This window comes from Paenibacillus sp. (assembly GCF_031177825.1).
Lineage (GTDB): Bacteria > Bacillota > Bacilli > Paenibacillales > YIM-B00363 > Paenibacillus_AE.
In genome coordinates this window covers 48,642-65,748 of the sequence record NZ_JAPSKE010000014.1, presented here as the reverse complement: position 1 = coordinate 65,748, position 17,107 = coordinate 48,642, and the positions used below count along the sequence as shown (strand labels likewise).

Genomic DNA, 17,107 nt, shown 5'->3' with positions numbered 1-17,107 from the left:
CTCCCAAGGAGCGGGACTTCTCCACATCTACCGAACGCATCGACTTGCGTTATGACATAGCATGACACGCGGATTTATTAGGTAAGGTTTTCCACAACACAATCGGAAACGTTGAGGTGGGTCGTCATGAAACAAAGAGTCGTAATCACCGGCATGAGCGCCATTACGTCGCTGGGCCAGGATTTAGATACGTTATGGAACAACTTGATGGAAGGCAAGTCGGGCGTAACGCCGATCGAAGCGTTCGACGTCAGCGAATATCCGACACGGATCGCGGCCGAGATCAAGAACTGGGATCCGGAGACGTACATGGACCGCAAGGAAGCGCGCCGCATGGATCGATACGTGCAGTTCGCGGTGGCGGCGGCCGGACTCGCGCTGAAGGACGCCAACCTGTCGATTCGGGACGACACGGATCCGGAACGCGTCGGCGTATACATCGGCTCCGGCATCGGCGGCCTCGGCACGTTCGAAGATCAATACCGCACGCTGCTCGAGAAGGGACCTAAGCGCGTCTCCCCGTTCTTCATCCCGATGATGATCGCGAATATGGCTTCCGGTCAAGTGTCGATTCTGACCGGGGCGAAGGGGCCGAACTCGACGACGGTCACCGCCTGCGCGACGGGCACGCATACGATCGGCGATTCGTTCCGCTTGCTGCAGAACGGCGAAGCGGACGTGATGCTGTGCGGCGGCGCGGAAGCGACGATTCGTCCGACGGGACTCGCGGGCTTCTGCTCCATGCGGGCGATGTCGACCCGCAACGAAGAGCCGGAGCGGGCGAGCCGCCCGTACGACGTCGATCGCGACGGATTCGTCATGGGCGAGGGCGCCGGCGTGCTCGTGCTCGAGACGCTCGAGCACGCGAAGAAGCGCGGCGCTCGCATCTACGGCGAAGTGATCGGCTACGGCATGAGCGGCGACGCGCACCACATGACCGATCCCGATCCGAACGGCGCGGCGCGCTGCATGAAGAAGGCGCTCTCGGACGCGGGGATCGCGCCGGAGGACGTCGATTACATTAACGCGCACGGCACGTCGACGCCGGTCGGCGACATCTCCGAGACGACGGCGATCAAGTCGGCGTTCGGCGACCACGCCTACAAGCTGGCCGTCTCGTCCACGAAGTCGATGACCGGCCATCTGCTCGGCGCGGCCGGCGGCGTCGAAGCGGTCATCTGCGCGCTGGCGCTGACGCGCGGCAAGCTGCCGCCGACGATCAATCTCGACAACCAAGATCCGCAGTGCGATCTCGATTACGTGCCGAACGCGCCGAGAGAAGCGAACGTCCGCGTGGCGTTATCCAACTCCTTCGGCTTCGGCGGACATAACGCGACGATCATCCTGCGGAAATACGAAGAGGCATAGGCGATAACCGATGGACCGATTCGAACGACTTCAAGCGCAATTGAATATCCAATTCCGGGACGCTTCGCTATTACGCGAAGCGTTTACCCATTCTTCCTACGTTAACGAGCATAAGGACGCTACGCATAACGAGCGGATTGAGTTTCTGGGCGACGCCGTGCTGCAGCTGGCGGTATCCCAGCATCTATACCGCTTATACCCCTCCTGGCCGGAAGGAAAGCTCACCTTCGTTCGCGCGGCGATCGTCCGCGAACAGGCGCTTAGCAAGCTGGCGAAGACGTTGTCGCTCGGCGAATATTTGCTGCTCGGGCGCGGGGAGGACTTGTCCGGCGGCCGGGAGCGTCCCTCGCTGCTGGCGGACGTGTTCGAAGCGTTCGTCGGCGCTCTGTATCTCGACGCCGGGTGGGACGCCGTCATAAAGTTTCTGACGGCGCATATGTTCCCCGAGATCGAAGCGTACGTCGAGCGCGGCGTCATCGACGCGAAGTCGAGGCTGCACGAGAAGGTGCAGCAGCTCGCGCTCGGCGCCGTCGAATACGTCGTTCGCGAAGAGCGCGGGCCCGCCAACGAACGGGAATTTATCATCGAAGCCCGCATTCAAGGAGAATCGTACGGCGCCGGTTCGGGTCGCACGAAGAAAGAGGCGGAGCAAGAAGCCGCGGCCGAAGCGCTGCAACGGATCGCCGCGGCGGGCCGCGAGCCTCGCCGATAGCGGCGGGCTTCTTTTTTAGGCGGAAGGCGCCGTTGTTGTGCTACAATAGGCTGGGGTGATTTCACTTGTTTCTTAAGAGACTAGAGCTGGCCGGCTTTAAGTCGTTCGCCGATCGGACGGAGCTGGAATTCGTATCCGGCATTACGGCGGTCGTCGGTCCGAACGGCAGCGGCAAGAGCAACATATCCGATTCCATACGCTGGGTGCTCGGCGAGCAGAGCGCGAAGAGCCTCCGCGGCGGCAATATGCAGGACATCATCTTCGCCGGGAGCGACGCGCGCAAAGCGGTGAACTTCAGCGAAGTGTCGCTGACGCTCGATAACGGCGACAACGCGCTGTCCCTCGACTTCAGCGAAGTGACGGTCACCCGCAGGCTGCACCGCAACGGCGAGAGCGAATATTTCATCAATAAACAACCATGCCGCTTGAAGGACATCACCGAGCTGTTCATGGATACGGGCATCGGGAAGGAAGCTTATTCGATCATCGGACAAGGCCGCATCGAAGAGATCTTAAGCACGCGGTCCGAAGACCGCCGCGGCATCTTCGAGGAAGCGTCCGGGATCGTCAAATATAAATCCAGGAAGAGAGAAGCTTCGAAGCGACTCGAGGAGACGGAAGCGAATCTCGTGCGGATCCGCGATCTGACCTCCGAGCTCGAGGATCAGCTGGAGCCGCTGAAGAAGCAGTCCGAGAAAGCCGTCGAGTTCAAGCGGTTGAAGGAGCTGCTGAAGTCGAAAGAGGTTTCGCTGTACGTGCATAGCATCGGCGAGCTGCACCGGTCGTGGACGGAAGCGACGGAAACGTTGAAACGATTGAAAGACGAGGAGCTGAAGCTCGCCTCGGTCGTCTCCGCCCACGATGCGGAGCTGGAAGATCGGCGTCTTGCGCTGCGCAAACTGGACGAGACGCTCGAAGGGCTGCAATCCGAGCTGTTACATACGAGCGAAGAGTTGGAGAAGACGATCAGCGCCGGCGAAATTTTGAAGGAACGGCGCAAGCACGCGGAAGAAAACGTCGAGACGCAGCGGGACGCGGCGAAGTCGCTCGCGAGAAAGCTGGAAGAGCGCGCCGCGGAGAACGAGCAGCTCCGAACGCAGCGCGACGCGATCACGCGGGAGTTGGACGAGCTTAACCGCAACATTCGCCTCGAGGAAGACCGCCTGCTCGCGGAGACGGGCGGCGCCCTCGGCGAGACCGAAGAGCGTCTGAAGGCGGAGCTGCTCGACAAGCTGAACGAGCTGGCGTCGGCCCGCAACGAATTGAAATACGTAGAGGCGCAATCGGAGCAATCCGGCCGACGTGCCGCCAGACTCGCCGAAGACCGCGAGAAAGCGAACGCGCGGCTGAGGGAACTGGAAGCGTGCCGGGAAGATTGGCTGTCCCGTCTCGAGTCCCTCAAGGCGCAAATCGAAGGCGAGCGCAATCGATACATGGAGCTCAGCCAGCTGATTCACGAAAAGCAAGGGCTGTTGGAAGAAGTGCAGGCGACGGTTCGGAAGTGGGAGCAGAAGGTCGACGCGCTCGTCTCGCGGAAGCAGACGATTCAGGATCTTCAGGACGATTACGACGGCTTCGCGCTCGGCGTCCGTGAGGTACTGAAGGCGAAGCAGAAGAGCTCCCTGCAAGGCATTCGCGGCGCCGTCGCGGAAATCATCCGCGTGCCGGGCGCTTACGAGCTCGCGGTCGAGACGTCGCTGGGCGCCGCGCTGCAGCACATCGTCGTCGAGAACGAAGCGCGGGCGCGGGAAGCGATTCAATATTTGAAGTCCCGCCAGCTCGGACGGGCGACGTTCCTGCCGCTCGAGGTCATTAAGCCGCGTTCGATTCCGGAAAGCGAACGCCGCTCGGCGTCGAGCGCCGAAGGCTTCGTCGGCGTCGCCGCGGAGCTCGTCTCGTTCGACGCGGCGTATTCGGGCATCGTGCACAGCTTGCTCGGCAACGTCGTCATCGCCGACACGCTCGAGCACGCGAACCGGATCGCGGCGAAGCTGCAATACCGGTACCGCGTCGTTACGCTCGAAGGCGACGTCGTGAACGCGGGCGGCTCCATGACCGGAGGAAGCCTGCAGAAGAAGAACGTGTCGCTGCTCGGCCGAACGCGTCAGATCGACGAGCTGACGAAGGAGATCGAGGCGGCCGAGCGGCAAATCGGCAAGCTGCGCGAATCGGTGGACGCGGTTCGCGCCGAAGCGGCCGCGCTGCAGAAGCAGCTCGAGGGTTGCCGCGACGCGGGCGAGCGCAAGCGCGGGGAAGAAACCGAGGCGAGATCGGAGCTGAGCCGCATGGACTCCGAGCTTCGCGCGGCGAAGCAGCAGCTGGACATCCTTGAAGCCGATGCGGCGACCCTCGCCGAAGAGACGTCCACCGAAGCGGACCGACGAGCGGAGCTCGGTTCGCGAATCGAACGGCTCGCCGAGGAAGAGAAGGCGCTCACGGAGGCGATTCGCGAAGCGGAGCTTCGCCGCAAGGCGGCTCAATCGGCGAAGGAGGAGACGCAGCAGCAGCTGACGGAATGGAAGGTGAAGGCGGCGGCGGCCGCGCAGGACAAGATGGCCGTGACCGCGCAGCTGACCCGGCTCCAAACCGAAACCGACGCGCTCGAAGAAGAGCGGACGACGGCGCTGCAAGCGGAGGCGAGGCTGCTGGAAGAGCTCGCCGGCTACGAGCGCGATTCGAACGCAAGGACGGAGCAGGCGAACCACCTGCGCATCTTGAAGGACGCTTGCGCCGAGAAGCTCGACTTCGCCCGCGCGGAACGCGCGGAGAAGACCGCCGCGCTCGAACGCGAGGAGAACGCGACGCGGGAGGAGCGGAACCGGTTGCGTTCGGTCGAAGAGCAGACGAGGCAAACCGACATTCGCGTCAATCGCTTGGACGTGGAGCTCGACAACTTGCTCCGCAAGCTCGCGGAGGATTACGAGTTGAGCTACGAGCTCGCCAAGGAGCGCTACGACGTGCCGGAGGACGTGCCGGCCGTGCAGATCGAGGTTCGCGATTTGAAGCGGGCGATCTCCGCGCTGGGCGAAGTCAATCTCGGCGCGATCGAGGAATATGCGAGGGTGTCCGAGCGCTACGAATTTTTGGCGGGGCAGCGGAACGACCTCATCGAAGCGAAGACGACGCTGTACGGCGTCATTCGCGAGATCGAAGAGGAGATGTCGAAGCGCTTCCTGCAATCGTTCGAGTTGATTCGGGAGCAGTTCACCGACGTCTTCTCCAGGCTGTTCGGCGGCGGACGAGCCGATCTCGTCTTGTCGGAGCCGCATAACCTGCTCGAGACGGGCATCGACATCGTCGCCCAGCCGCCGGGCAAGAAGCTGCAAAACCTGCAGCTCCTCTCGGGAGGCGAGCGGGCGCTGACGGCGATCGCGCTGCTGTTCGCGATACTCCGGATCAAGCCGGTGCCGTTCTGCGTGCTCGACGAAGTCGAAGCGGCGTTGGACGAAGCGAACGTCGCGCGATTCGCCCAATATTTGCGCGAATTTTCGATGCACACGCAATTCATCGTCGTGACGCACCGCAAGGGGACGATGGAAGAAGCGGACGTCTTGTACGGCGTCACGATGGAGGAAGGCGGCGTATCGAAGCTCGTGTCGGTGCGCCTCGATCAAGAAGAACAGCCGATGACAGCGTAAGGAGCGTGTAACGAAAAGCATGAGCTTTTTTAAAAGGCTGAGAGAAAGCATCTCTTCCAAGGCGGAAGAGGTCACGAATAAGTTTAAGGAAGGCTTGTCCAAGACGCGCGACGCGTTCGTCGGCAAGGTCGAGGACCTGTTCACCCGTCGGAAAAAGATCGACGAGCCGTTCTACGAAGAGCTCGAGGAAATCTTGATCGGCGCCGATGTAGGCATCAACACCGTCATGAAGCTGATCGACGAGCTGCGCGTCGAAGTGCGCAAGCGGAAGATCGAGGATCCGAAGGAGCTGCGTCCGATTCTGACCGAGAAGCTCGTCGAGCTTCTCTCCGGCGGAGAAGAGACGGAGCGGCTCAAGACGGCGCCGGAAGGGCTGACGATCTACTTGGTCGTCGGCGTGAACGGCGTAGGCAAGACGACGACGATCGGCAAGCTCGCCCATCGATTGAAGCAAGAGGGCAAGTCCGTTCTGCTCGCGGCCGGCGATACGTTCCGCGCGGCGGCGATCGAACAGCTGGAAGTATGGGGGCAGCGCGCCGGCGTGGACGTGATCCGGCAAGGACAAGGCTCCGACCCGGCGGCCGTCATCTTCGACGCGGTCCATGCCGCGAAGCAGCGGAACGTGGACGTACTGATCTGCGATACGGCGGGCCGACTGCAAAACAAAGTGAACTTGATGGAAGAGCTGAACAAAATTTTCCGCGTCATCCGCCGCGAAGTGCCCGAAGCGCCTCACGAGGTGCTGTTGGTGCTCGACGCGACGACGGGGCAGAACGCGCTGCAGCAGGCGAAGCTGTTCGGCGAGAAAACCGGCGTCACCGGCCTCGTGTTAACGAAGCTGGACGGCACGGCCAAGGGCGGCATCGTTATCGCGATTCGCCAGGAGATGGAGCTTCCGGTCAAGATGGTCGGGCTCGGCGAGAAGATCGACGACCTGCAGCCTTTCGATTCCGAGCAGTTTGTGAACGCGCTGTTCCTAGGGCTCGGAGGGGCAGCGGAGGAAACGGAATAACAACGCAATTTCATAAGAAACGACCGAGGAAAGACCTGTTGCCAAGCGGCGACGGGTCTTTTTCTTTTTTTGGCTAGAAAACCGGCGTTACAGCATCCGGGAGGATCGGGGCGGATTTATAAGAATCGCTTATGTATCTGGACGTGAGCCCGGCTGAGGCTGGATAGAGCAGAAAGGAGGCGTCTGGGCCGGGTTGAGCGATGGTAAAGAAGCCCATATAATATTCATCATAGAATTAATTATTCATCGCAGAATTAAGATCTGTGAATGACGTACGGAAAGTAGGTGACTCATCGTGGAACGGGTAAACCGGATGCTCCTCGAAGCGTTCGCGCTTTACTTACGGAACGAGAAAAAGGAGGAAAGCACGATAAAGCTGTACGTCGCCGAGCTGGAAGCGCTCCTAACGAAGCTGGGCGAACGACCGGGCGGCTTGGCCGAGGCGACGACGGACGACCTGCTCCGCTATCGAAACGACTTGCAGGCCGGCGGCATGAAGCCGGCGACGATCAACAAACGGATGTCGATCGCGCGCACGTTCTTCCAATGGGCCGGCGGCGAAGGCGCCGCGGATTCGACCGCCGCGGAGGGACTTCGGCTCGCCGCGAACGCGCCGCTTCCGATTCAATGGCTGTCCGAAGCGCAGGAACGCGCGTTGCTCGCCGCAGCCTCCAACGCCTTGACCGTCGAGAACGGCGTTCGGAACGAAGCGCTGCTCGCCGCGATGCTCTTCGCCGGTCTTCGCGTGAAGGAGGTTTCGTACCTTCGGCTGGACAGTCTTCAAGGCTCGCGGCTCGTCGTCACCGACGAATCAGGCTCGTTCCTCCGAGGCGTGCCGCTGGACGACCGCGCGCTCGTGCCGCTTCTTCGTTGGCGCCGGCATCGGTCGGAGGCGATTCGTTCGAAGCATAAGGAAAGCGACTACTTGTTCGTTACGGAACGTTCGGGGTTCATGCAGCCGAGAGCGGTGCAGTTCGCCGTCGAGTCGTTATCGGCGAAGGCGGGTTTTCCCGTACGCTGCAGCGAGCTGCGACATACGTACTGCAGACGCCTCGCCCGGGAAGGGGCTAGCGTCGAACGGATTCGAGATTGGGCCGGACACAAGTCGCCGCAGACGACCGTTCGTTATTTCGAAGATGTATAGACAAGAGAGGAAGTGACGTAACGCGCAATGATTAAGCTAGAGCAAGTCAATAAGGTGTACGACGACGGGTTCCGGGCGCTTCAGGATATCGAGCTCCATTTCCGCGAGGGAGACCTCAACGTTTTGATCGGGCCGAGCGGCTGCGGGAAAACGACGACGATGAAGCTGATCAACCGGTTGATCCGGCCGACGAGCGGGAAAATTTCGGTCGCCGGCAAGGATATATCCACGATCGATTCGGTGACGCTGCGCCGCAGCATCGGGTACGTCATTCAGAGCATCGGCTTGTTTCCGCATATGACGATCGCGGCGAACGTGGCGGTCGTGCCGAAGCTGCTGAAGTGGGACGCGAAGAAGACCGAACGGCGCGTCGACGAGCTGCTCGAGCTCGTCGGGTTGGATCCGGATACGTACCGGAACCGGTACCCGTCGGAGCTTAGCGGCGGGCAGCAGCAGCGGATCGGCGTCATTCGGGCGCTCGCCGCGGAGCCGGACATCATCTTGATGGATGAGCCGTTCAGCGCGCTCGACCCGATCAGCCGAGAACAGCTGCAGGATGAACTCGTACGGCTGCAGCAGGACTTGAAAAAGACGATCGTCTTCGTCACGCACGACATGGACGAAGCGATCAAAATCGCGGACCATATCGTGCTCATGAAAGACGGCCGCGTCATGCAGCAAGGCAGCCCGGAAGCGATTCTAAGGCATCCGGCCAACGAGTTCGTCTCCAGCTTCGTCGGGAAGAAGCGGCTGATCGGGCAGGAATTCGCCGACGTGCCGACGGTAGACGACGTCATGACGACGCAGCCGGTAACGGCCCAGCCCACCAAGGGGTTGGCCGAAGCGGTCAAAATCATGCAAAACAAACGGGTCGACTCGCTGCTCGTCGTCGATCAATGGAAGAAGCTTCGCGGCACCGTATCGGTGTACAGCGTGCTGGAGCATTACCGAGACGAAACGAAGACGCTCGCGGAGCTGGCGAGACCGTTCCCTCACGTCCTGCCGACGGGGACGCCGTTGTCCGAAGCGTTGCGAATCATGACCGAGCACCAGACGCCATACGTCGCCGTCGCGGATCGGGAGGGCCGGTTCCTCGGCATGGTGACGAGAGGCAGCGTCGTCAAACATCTGGCCGACGTCTACCCGACGGAGGGGGCGTGATGAAGCAATGAACGATTACTGGACGTTCCTGCTCGATAGATACCCCGACGTCCTGCGCGCCGCGGGAGAGCATCTGACGATTTCCGGAATCGCCGTCGTACTCGGCTGCCTCGTGGCCGTGCCGCTGGGGGCGTATATTTCCGGCGATCGGCCGGGATGGATCAAGACGACGGTCTTCGGCATCGCGAACGTGTTCCAGACGATTCCGAGCCTCGCCTTGCTCGCGGTACTGATTCCGCTGTTCGGCATCGGGCTGCGCCCGGCGATATTCGCCTTGTTTCTGTATTCGCTGCTGCCGATTCTTCGGAATACGTTCGCCGGGTTCCGCTCGGTCGACACCGGCATCTTGGAAGCGGCGAGAGGCATGGGGTACAGCGGCTAGCAGCGGCTGTGGACCATTCAGCTGCCGTTGGCGGTCCCGTACATCATGTCGGGCATCCGAGTGACGACCGTATACGTCATTAGCTGGACGACGCTCGCGACGTTAATCGGGGCCGGCGGTCTCGGGCAGCTCATCTTTTCGGGACTCGGCGTCAACAAGGAAGAACTCATCTTCACCGGGGCGGCCGCAGCGATCGCGCTCGCCTTGGCGGCGGATCTCGTCTTAGGAAAAATCGAAAAAGCATTCAAAGGGGGAGTCGTTTCATGAAAAAGTTAGCTTTAGCGGTACTATCGGCCGTCGTCGCAGGGGCGGTCGCAGGGTGCGGAGCGCAAGGCGGCGCTTCGGGGGAAGGAATCAAAATCGGAACCCAGACGTACACGGAGCCGAAGATCGTGGCGGAAATGTATAAGGCGTTAATCGAGGACCGCACGGAGCTGACCGCGGAAATCGTGCCCGATCTGGCCGCCAGTCCGGTCGTCATCAACGCGATGAAGGAAAACGAGATTCAGATGGCGTCCATCTTATACTCGGGCGAAATCTTCAACGGGTATTTCGACATCGAACAGACGAAAGACCGCGCGCGCGTCATGGAACAAGCGCAAGCCGGCTTCGAGGAGCACTACGGGTTCACGTGGTTCGACGGCTACGGCTTCGAGAACACGTACGGCTTCACGGTGCGCCGCGACGTAGCCGAGAAATACGGTCTTGAGACGGTGTCGGATTTGGGCGGAGTAGCGGGCGAGATGCGGCTCGGCGTCGATACGACCTGGCTGGAGCGGGACAATGACGGGTACGCCGCGTTTAAGGAGTTTTACGACTACGAATTCGGCAAGACGTTCCCGATGGAAATCAGCCTCGTATACGAAGCCGTCGCGAACGACGAGGTCGACGTTGTCTTAGCGTACACGACCGATCCGCGCCTGAAAGAATTCGATTTGAAGGTGCTCAAGGACGACAAGCAATTTTTCCCGCCGTACGACGGATCGGCGGTCGTCCGGAACGACGCCTTGGAGAGCCATCCGGAATTGAAGGAAGTCGTCGGACTGCTCGAAGGGAAAATCGACACCGAGACGATGACCGCGCTCAACTATGAGGTAGACGTAAATAAGCGAGACGCCGCCGAGGTCGCTAAGGAGTTTCTTCAAGAGAATGGCTTGCTGCAATGAACGATTTCTTCGAGTACGCGGCAAAGCACGGCGATACGATCCTAAGCTTGGCGATCGATCACATCGCGATGGTGGCGTCCGGGCTCGGGCTCGCTTTACTCCTCGGCATCCCGCTCGGCATGGTGTGCGCAAGACGAGAGAAGCTGGGACGATGGATTCTCGGCGCGGCGAACGTCATTCAGGTGTTCCCGAGTCTCGCGCTGCTGGCGCTTCTCATGATCGTGCTCGGTCTCGGGTTTAAAACCGTCGTCGTCGGCTTGTTCTTATATTCGTTGCTGCCGATTATCCGGAATACGGCCGTAGGTTTGAAACAGGTCGATAAGGGCGTCGTCGAAGCGGGACGGGGCATCGGGATGAACGCTTGGCAGCTGCTCTGGAAGGTGCAGTTCCCGCTGTCGCTCCCGTTCCTCCTCGCGGGGATCCGCGTAGCCGCGGTCATCGCGATCGGGGTGGCGACGATCGCGCCGCTCATCGGGGGAGGCGGTCTCGGCAAGGAAATTTACGCCGGCATCAATCTACGCAACGATATTCGCATCTTCGCCGGCGCGATTCCCGCCGCGCTGCTGGCGATCGTCGCGGACGCATCCCTCGGTCGTTGGGAACGAAAGCTTAACACCAAGAATAGTTAACGAGGCATAATATTACTGTCATTAATGAATGAAAAAGACGCCAACGCCGATGATTCGAATTCGGCCGGCGTCTTCTTCGTTTACAGTCGCTTAGATAATTGAGAGCGCCAGCTTTCGGCGAGGGCGTCGACGTCGAGCAGCTTGCGAAGCCCGGCGGCATCGCGCTTATCTCGATGCATAATCCGGTTCGCCTCCGTGACGGTGACGCCGGCCGGATGGGGCGCGTCGAGCCGCAGGCGGTCTCCGGGGGCTGCCTCGCCAGCCTTCAGAATCCGGAGGTAGAAGCCCGTAAAGCCCGTGGCCGTCACTTCGGCTTCCAGCGTCGTCCGTTCGTGACGGGCCGACAACTTGAAGCAGGGCACTCTCGGCTGCGACACCTGCAGCAGAGCGTCGCCGAGGCGGAACGTGTCGCCGATGCGAACCTCGTCTTCCGTCGCGCCGCGCAGCGTGAAATTTTCGCCGAAGGCGCCGGGCGAGAGCGGCTTCCCGATGATTCGCTCCCAGTAAGGATAATGTTCGTAGCAATACGCGCAGATCGCCTTATCCGGTCCGCCGTGATGCACCGTGTCGGCTTGCTCGTCGCCCGCGAGCGGCGTCGCGTCGAGTCGCAAAGGCCCGGCGACGGAAGACTTCGCGATGGCGGTGACGACTTCTCTCCCTTTATACAACACAGTCGTCGGCTTGCCGACGTTCAACGAAAAAAGTTCAAGCTCCATGTTCCGTTCGCCTCCCTATGCTTGCAACTTTATCATATCGGAAATCCGCCTATCAAGGATTGAACCTTGACAACGTTCGGGCGATCCGGTACACTAACGAATGTCGCTGTAAAGCGCTAGGACTTGACGACGTCGGGAACGGGCGGAGGGACTTACCGGATGACGGAGCGGGAGCGCGACGCGCTGGCCAAGACGAACCGCATCAACTCGCTGTTCGACTTCTACGAACCGCTGTTGACGGAGAAACAACGGACGTTCCTTGAGTTTTACTTCCATGACGATTACTCGCTCGGCGAGATCGCGGAGCAATTTTCCGTATCGAGACAAGCGATCTATGAACATATCAAGCGCGCCGAGACGGCGCTCGAAGAATACGAAGCGAAGCTGCAGCTGCTCGCGAAGCACGAACGCCGCGAGGCGGCCGCGAAGCGGATGGAGGACGAGCTCGGGAAGCTCGGCTCCTCTCCGGAGGCGGAACGCGTCCGGGAGCGGCTTCGCGAATTGATGTCGGTAATCTAGAAGCAGCATTGTTGGAAAGGGGGGCGGCCCATGGCACCGTTCGAAGGATTGTCCAGCCGACTGCAGAACGTATTCAGCAAGCTGAGAGGCAAAGGGAAGCTGACCGAGGACGACGTGAACGAAGCGCTTCGCGAGGTGCGGCTCGCATTGCTGGAAGCGGACGTGAACTTCAAGGTCGTGAAGGATTTCGTCGCGAAGGTGAGAGAACAAGCGGTCGGGCAGACGCTCGAGAAGGGCTTCAATCCGGCGATGACGGTCGTGAACATCGTCAACAAAGAGCTGACCGAGCTGATGGGCGGCTCTCAATCGAAGCTGGCTCGCTCGAATCGTCCGCCGACGGTCGTCATGATGGTCGGTCTCCAAGGCGCGGGCAAGACGACGACGACCGGCAAGCTGGCGAAGATGCTGCTCGCGCAAAATCATCGCCCGCTGCTCGTCGCGGCGGACGTCTACCGTCCGGCGGCCATCAAGCAGCTTCAGGTGCTCGGCGAACAAGTGAAGGCGCCGGTATTCACGCTCGGCGATCAAGCGAATCCCGTCGACATCGCGAAGGCGGGACTGGCCCACGCGAAAGAGCACGGCAACGATTACCTCATTATCGATACCGCGGGCCGGCTTCACATCGACGAGACGTTGATGGGCGAACTTCATAACATCCGCGAGGCGACGAAGCCGGACGAAATCTTGCTCGTCGTCGACGCCATGACCGGTCAGGACGCCGTGAACGTCGCCGAACATTTCAATTCGCAGCTCGAGCTGACGGGCGTCGTCCTGTCGAAGCTCGACGGCGATACGAGAGGCGGGGCCGCGATTTCGGTCAAAGCCGTCACCGGCAAGCCGATCAAGTTCGCGGCGATGGGCGAGAAGCTCGACGCGCTCGAGCCGTTCCACCCGGAGCGGATGGCGTCCCGGATTCTCGGCATGGGCGACATGATGTCGCTCATCGAGAAGGCGCAGATGAATCTCGACGAGTCGAAGGCGAAGGAGATGGAACGGAAGTTCCGCAAAGCGGAATTTACGTTCGAAGATTTCCTGGAGCAGATGCAGCAGGTGAAGAAGCTCGGCCCGATCGAGAACATTCTCGAGATGCTTCCGGGCATGGGCAATATGAAGCAGCTGCAGAACGCGAAGATCGACCCGAAGCAGATGTCGCGAACGGAAGCGATCGTGCTGTCCATGACGAAAGCGGAGAAGCAAGGGCTCGTCGTCATCGACGCGAAACGCCGCAAGCGCATCGCGGCCGGGAGCGGCACGACGGTGGCCGACGTGAATCGGCTGCTCAAGCAGTTCGAGGACATGAAGAAGATGATGAAGTCTCTCTCGGGCATGATGGGCGGCAAGGGCTCGAAGCAAATGAAGAAAATGATGAAGGGCGGACGCGGCGGTCTCGGCGGCGGCGGACGATTCCCGTTCTGATTATCGATCGATATCGGAAGAACCGTATATTTTCGCTGACGCGGTTCATCCTTTGAAGGAGGTGACAGTTTCATGGCAGTACGTATCCGTTTGAAGCGTATGGGCGCTCACAAGGCACCTTTCTATCGCGTGGTCGTATCCGACTCGCGCTCCCCGCGCGACGGTCGATTCATCGAAGAGATCGGCACATACAATCCGCTTGCTTCCTCCGAAGCGGTAACGCTTGACGAAGAGAAGGCGCTGAAGTGGCTCCAAAACGGCGCGCAAGCGTCCGACACGGTTCGCAACTTGTTCAGCAAGGCAGGCATTATGACGAAGTTCCACGAGTCCAAGCTGCAGAAGTAATCGCGGCGGCACGGAGGTGCGAGATGGAAGCATTGGTACGAACACTCGTCAGAGGGTTGGTCGACCATCCGGACGACGTGCGCGTGGATGTAACGGAAGACGACGATTCCGTCCTCTATGAACTGACCGTTCATCCGGAGGATGTGGGCAAGGTCATCGGCAAGGGCGGCCGAATCATTAAAGCGGTGCGCGTCGTCGTGACGTCCGCTTCCGCGAAGAGCGGCAAGCGAATCGCCGTGGAAATCGCATCATAATGGCAACGAGAGGGTTAGGACACGGGTCCTAGCCCTCTTGCGTATCTATCCGCGGACTTCCCTAAGGAAAAGCGAGGACAATCATGAAACCGAAACTGTTGACCGTCGGCAAGGTCGCGAACACGCACGGCATCCGCGGCGAGCTCAAGGTGTGGCCGGAGACGGATTTCCCGGAGCAGCGCTTCAAGAGCGGCGCGGGACTGCTGCTCGTCTCCCCGGACGAAGCCAAGACGATGCCGCTTACCGTCGTAACCGCGCGACCGCAGAAGACGGTGTACATCGTGAAATTCAAAGAATTCGACAATATCAATCAGGCGGAGCCCTATAAGGGCTGGAGCCTGAAGGTATCGGCGGAGGAACGCGCGAAGCTGGACCGGGACGAGTTTTATTTCCACGATATTATCGGCTGCGACGTACGGACCGAGGAAGGCGAGGCGGTCGGCGTCGTCACCGATATTTTGCGGCCGGGCGCCAACGACGTGTGGGTCGTGAAGCGGACGAACGGCAAGACGGCGTATATCCCTTATATCGCGGACGTCGTGCTCGACGTGGACGTGGCGGGGAAGGTCGTCACGATCCGACTGATGGAAGGTTTGCTCGAATGAGGTTCGACGTATTGACGTTGTTCCCCGAGATGTTCCCCGGCATGTTCACGACGAGCATTCTCGGCAAGGCGCAGGAGAAGGGCATCGTCTCGCTGAACGCGATCAACTTCCGCGAATTTTCCGGAAATAAGCATCATACCGTCGACGACTATCCGTACGGGGGCGGCGGCGGCATGGTGCTAAAGGCGGAGCCGATCTTCAACGCGGTCGAACACGTCGTCGCCGCGGCGCGCGCCGAGGCGGGGGACCGCGAGCCCCGGGCGCCGCGCGTCGTGCTGATGTGTCCGCAGGGCGAGACGTATACGCAGCGGAAGGCGGAGGAGTTCGCCAAGGAAGATCATATCATCCTGGTTTGCGGCCATTACGAAGGGTATGACGAGCGCATCCGGGCGCATCTCGTCACCGACGAAATTTCGATCGGCGACTATGTGCTTACGGGCGGCGAGATCGCGGCGTGCGTCGTCGTGGACAGCGTCACGCGGCTGTTGCCGGGAGCGCTCGGGAACGAGCTCTCATCGGTAACGGACAGCTACAGCACCGGTCTGCTCGAGCATCCGCACTACACGCGTCCCGCCGAGTTTCGGGGATGGAAGGTGCCCGACGTGCTGATTTCGGGCCATCACGTGAACGTCGACGCGTGGCGCCGGGAGCAGTCGCTGTACCGGACGTGGCGCCGTCGCCCGGACTTGCTCGAACGCGCGGAGCTGACCGACAAAGAACGGAAGCTGATCGAGCGGTGGAAGGAAGAAGAGAAGGAACAGGGAACGGAATAATCCCGGGGACGTTCGGATGAAAAATTAAAAACCGGGAGTTTCCACTTGTCTTTTTCTGGGCGCTATGCTATGATCTTAGTTGTGTGTTTTTGAAGGAACGGGCGGTCCTCTATTAAGCAGAGAACGGAATGCCTAGCATTCCGGGAGCGATATGAACGCCTATGGCGGAAGGAGGTCAAACCATGAGCAACCTGATTCAAGAAATCACTCGCGAGCAGCTTCGCAGCGATCTCCCGAACTTTCGTCCCGGCGACACGCTTCGCGTGCACGTAAAGGTTAAAGAGGGAACGCGCGAGCGGATCCAAATTTTCGAAGGCGTCGTGATCAAGCGCCGCGGCGGCGGTATCAGCGAGACGTATACGGTTCGTAAGATTTCTTACGGCGTAGGCGTCGAGAGAGCGTTCCCGCTTCACAGCCCGCGCGTCGATAAGATCGAAGTGCTTCGCAGAGGTAAAGTTCGTCGCGCGAAGTTGTACTACTTGCGCAACCTGCGCGGTAAAGCGGCGAGAATTAAAGAAATTCGATAAGAATACAGGGGGCTTGGTAAGGTTCATCCCACCAAGTCCTTTTTCTTTATCCCAAAATCTTTTTACGCTTCGGGAGGACCGACGTCATGGAGGAGCAAGAGTCTCGGCAAAATCAATCCTCCGCTTCGGAATGGAAGCGGGAAGCGGTCGACTGGGCGAAGGCGCTGATCGTCGCCGGCGTGCTCGTCGTCGTCATTCGTTGGTTTCTGTTTTCCCCTTATATCGTGGACGGGCCGTCGATGCAGCCGAATTTCCATACCGGGGAGCGTATCATCGTCAACAAGATATTGTACGACATCCGCAAGCCTCAGCGCGGCGAAGTGCTCGTCTTTCATTCCGGATACGACGCGGATTACATCAAGCGCGTCGTCGCGTTGCCCGGGGAGACGGTCGAGGTGCGCGGCGACACGGTGCTCGTCGACGGGGAGCCGCTGCCGGAGCCGTATATCCGGGAGCCGGTGGATACGGCCGCGGCGTCGGGGGGAACCTACAATAACAAGGATTTCTCGGCCCAGACGGTGCCGGAAGGGCATGTGTTCGTGATGGGAGACAATCGGCCGAATTCGCACGACAGCCGGGATATCGGGTTCGTCCCGTACGAGGAAATCGTCGGGCGGGCGGATGTCGTCATCTGGCCGATCGGGGACATTCGCTTGATCGGACATCACTAATCGACCGACCCAGGGGCGGAGACGTTCGTTCCGCTTCGAGGACGGCTAACGATAGAAGGCAGGGCAAGC

17 protein-coding genes and 1 pseudogene are annotated in these 17,107 nt (G+C 60.4%); 17 read left to right on the top strand and 1 reads right to left on the bottom strand.

What is annotated here, in order from left to right; translation table 11 throughout:
- Nucleotides 1–126 precede the first annotated feature (126 nt).
- The 9 genes and pseudogenes from fabF (at nucleotide 127) to RIN49_RS16805 (ending at nucleotide 11,212) form a co-directional block, all read left to right on the top strand.
- Entirely contained in the window at nucleotides 127–1,368 is a 1,242-nt protein-coding gene (gene fabF, locus RIN49_RS16845) for a beta-ketoacyl-ACP synthase II (protein WP_309121322.1), read from the top strand.
- A 10-nt stretch (nucleotides 1,369–1,378) separates the two neighbouring features.
- Nucleotides 1,379–2,080 (top strand): ribonuclease III, encoded by a 702-nt coding sequence (gene rnc / locus RIN49_RS16840; protein WP_309121321.1) that lies wholly within the window; start codon nucleotides 1,379–1,381, stop codon nucleotides 2,078–2,080.
- 65 nt (nucleotides 2,081–2,145) lie between these two features.
- On the top strand, nucleotides 2,146–5,718 hold the full coding sequence (gene smc / locus RIN49_RS16835; RefSeq protein WP_309121320.1) for a chromosome segregation protein SMC: 3,573 nt from the start codon (nucleotides 2,146–2,148) through the stop codon (nucleotides 5,716–5,718).
- A gap of 19 nt (nucleotides 5,719–5,737) precedes the next feature.
- Nucleotides 5,738–6,730 carry a signal recognition particle-docking protein FtsY gene (ftsY, locus tag RIN49_RS16830; protein WP_309121319.1) on the top strand — a complete coding sequence of 331 codons (993 nt, stop codon included), beginning with the start codon at nucleotides 5,738–5,740 and terminating at the stop codon, nucleotides 6,728–6,730.
- 295 nt (nucleotides 6,731–7,025) lie between these two features.
- Nucleotides 7,026–7,874: a tyrosine-type recombinase/integrase gene (locus RIN49_RS16825; protein WP_309121318.1), complete on the top strand. Its 849-nt coding sequence runs from the start codon at nucleotides 7,026–7,028 to the stop codon at nucleotides 7,872–7,874.
- A 27-nt stretch (nucleotides 7,875–7,901) separates the two neighbouring features.
- Nucleotides 7,902–9,035, top strand: coding sequence for a betaine/proline/choline family ABC transporter ATP-binding protein (locus RIN49_RS16820; protein WP_309121317.1), 1,134 nt, complete (start codon nucleotides 7,902–7,904; stop codon nucleotides 9,033–9,035).
- 7 nt (nucleotides 9,036–9,042) lie between these two features.
- Nucleotides 9,043–9,684: pseudogene (locus RIN49_RS16815) on the top strand (ABC transporter permease).
- Nucleotides 9,681–10,583 (top strand): glycine betaine ABC transporter substrate-binding protein, encoded by a 903-nt coding sequence (locus RIN49_RS16810; protein ID WP_309121316.1) that lies wholly within the window; start codon nucleotides 9,681–9,683, stop codon nucleotides 10,581–10,583. Before RIN49_RS16815 ends, RIN49_RS16810 begins: the two are co-directional and overlap by 4 nt.
- A complete protein-coding gene (locus RIN49_RS16805) occupies nucleotides 10,580–11,212 on the top strand; it encodes an ABC transporter permease (protein ID WP_309121315.1) in 633 nt (210 codons plus the stop codon). Before RIN49_RS16810 ends, RIN49_RS16805 begins: the two co-directional genes overlap by 4 nt.
- 80 nt (nucleotides 11,213–11,292) lie before the next feature.
- On the opposite strand, the gene RIN49_RS16800 is transcribed toward RIN49_RS16805, so the two are convergent.
- Nucleotides 11,293–11,928 (bottom strand): MOSC domain-containing protein, encoded by a 636-nt coding sequence (locus RIN49_RS16800; RefSeq protein WP_309121314.1) that lies wholly within the window; start codon nucleotides 11,926–11,928, stop codon nucleotides 11,293–11,295.
- Nucleotides 11,929–12,087: 159 nt separating this feature from the next.
- Here RIN49_RS16800 and RIN49_RS16795 point away from each other — a divergent pair, with 159 nt between their 5' ends.
- The 8 genes from RIN49_RS16795 to lepB all read left to right on the top strand — a co-directional run bounded on the left by RIN49_RS16795 (nucleotide 12,088) and on the right by lepB (nucleotide 17,038).
- Complete coding sequence (locus tag RIN49_RS16795; RefSeq protein ID WP_309121313.1) at nucleotides 12,088–12,447, top strand: putative DNA-binding protein; 360 nt, start codon at nucleotides 12,088–12,090, stop codon at nucleotides 12,445–12,447.
- Nucleotides 12,448–12,477: 30 nt separating this feature from the next.
- Complete coding sequence (ffh, locus tag RIN49_RS16790; RefSeq protein WP_309121312.1) at nucleotides 12,478–13,863, top strand: signal recognition particle protein; 1,386 nt, start codon at nucleotides 12,478–12,480, stop codon at nucleotides 13,861–13,863.
- Nucleotides 13,864–13,935: 72 nt separating this feature from the next.
- Nucleotides 13,936–14,208, top strand: a complete 273-nt coding sequence (gene rpsP / locus RIN49_RS16785; protein WP_309121311.1) for a 30S ribosomal protein S16 — start codon at nucleotides 13,936–13,938, stop codon at nucleotides 14,206–14,208.
- 23 nt (nucleotides 14,209–14,231) lie between these two features.
- Entirely contained in the window at nucleotides 14,232–14,462 is a 231-nt protein-coding gene (locus RIN49_RS16780) for a KH domain-containing protein (RefSeq protein ID WP_138196693.1), read from the top strand.
- A gap of 83 nt (nucleotides 14,463–14,545) precedes the next feature.
- Nucleotides 14,546–15,067, top strand: coding sequence for a ribosome maturation factor RimM (gene rimM, locus RIN49_RS16775; protein ID WP_309121310.1), 522 nt, complete (start codon nucleotides 14,546–14,548; stop codon nucleotides 15,065–15,067).
- On the top strand, nucleotides 15,064–15,840 hold the full coding sequence (gene trmD / locus RIN49_RS16770) for a tRNA (guanosine(37)-N1)-methyltransferase TrmD (RefSeq protein ID WP_309121309.1): 777 nt from the start codon (nucleotides 15,064–15,066) through the stop codon (nucleotides 15,838–15,840). Before rimM ends, trmD begins: the two co-directional genes overlap by 4 nt.
- A gap of 182 nt (nucleotides 15,841–16,022) precedes the next feature.
- Nucleotides 16,023–16,367, top strand: coding sequence for a 50S ribosomal protein L19 (gene rplS, locus RIN49_RS16765; protein WP_138196690.1), 345 nt, complete (start codon nucleotides 16,023–16,025; stop codon nucleotides 16,365–16,367).
- An 86-nt stretch (nucleotides 16,368–16,453) separates the two neighbouring features.
- A complete protein-coding gene (gene lepB, locus RIN49_RS16760; RefSeq protein WP_309121308.1) occupies nucleotides 16,454–17,038 on the top strand; it encodes a signal peptidase I in 585 nt (194 codons plus the stop codon).
- Nucleotides 17,039–17,107: the final 69 nt, after the last annotated feature.

What these genes read in the sequence shown, in the direction of transcription:
- fabF (WP_309121322.1), top strand. Translation starts at nt 127, where the DNA reads ATGAAACAAAGAGTCGTAATCACCGGCATGAGCGCCATTACGTCGCTG.
- rnc (WP_309121321.1), top strand. Translation starts at nt 1,379, where the DNA reads ATGGACCGATTCGAACGACTTCAAGCGCAATTGAATATCCAATTCCGG.
- ftsY (WP_309121319.1), top strand. Translation starts at nt 5,738, where the DNA reads ATGAGCTTTTTTAAAAGGCTGAGAGAAAGCATCTCTTCCAAGGCGGAA.
- RIN49_RS16820 (WP_309121317.1), top strand. Translation starts at nt 7,902, where the DNA reads ATGATTAAGCTAGAGCAAGTCAATAAGGTGTACGACGACGGGTTCCGG.
- RIN49_RS16810 (WP_309121316.1), top strand. Translation starts at nt 9,681, where the DNA reads ATGAAAAAGTTAGCTTTAGCGGTACTATCGGCCGTCGTCGCAGGGGCG.
- RIN49_RS16805 (WP_309121315.1), top strand. Translation starts at nt 10,580, where the DNA reads ATGAACGATTTCTTCGAGTACGCGGCAAAGCACGGCGATACGATCCTA.
- RIN49_RS16800 (WP_309121314.1), bottom strand. Translation starts at nt 11,928, where the DNA reads ATGGAGCTTGAACTTTTTTCGTTGAACGTCGGCAAGCCGACGACTGTG.
- RIN49_RS16795 (WP_309121313.1), top strand. Translation starts at nt 12,088, where the DNA reads ATGACGGAGCGGGAGCGCGACGCGCTGGCCAAGACGAACCGCATCAAC.
- ffh (WP_309121312.1), top strand. Translation starts at nt 12,478, where the DNA reads ATGGCACCGTTCGAAGGATTGTCCAGCCGACTGCAGAACGTATTCAGC.
- rpsP (WP_309121311.1), top strand. Translation starts at nt 13,936, where the DNA reads ATGGCAGTACGTATCCGTTTGAAGCGTATGGGCGCTCACAAGGCACCT.
- RIN49_RS16780 (WP_138196693.1), top strand. Translation starts at nt 14,232, where the DNA reads ATGGAAGCATTGGTACGAACACTCGTCAGAGGGTTGGTCGACCATCCG.
- rimM (WP_309121310.1), top strand. Translation starts at nt 14,546, where the DNA reads ATGAAACCGAAACTGTTGACCGTCGGCAAGGTCGCGAACACGCACGGC.
- trmD (WP_309121309.1), top strand. Translation starts at nt 15,064, where the DNA reads ATGAGGTTCGACGTATTGACGTTGTTCCCCGAGATGTTCCCCGGCATG.
- rplS (WP_138196690.1), top strand. Translation starts at nt 16,023, where the DNA reads ATGAGCAACCTGATTCAAGAAATCACTCGCGAGCAGCTTCGCAGCGAT.
- lepB (WP_309121308.1), top strand. Translation starts at nt 16,454, where the DNA reads ATGGAGGAGCAAGAGTCTCGGCAAAATCAATCCTCCGCTTCGGAATGG.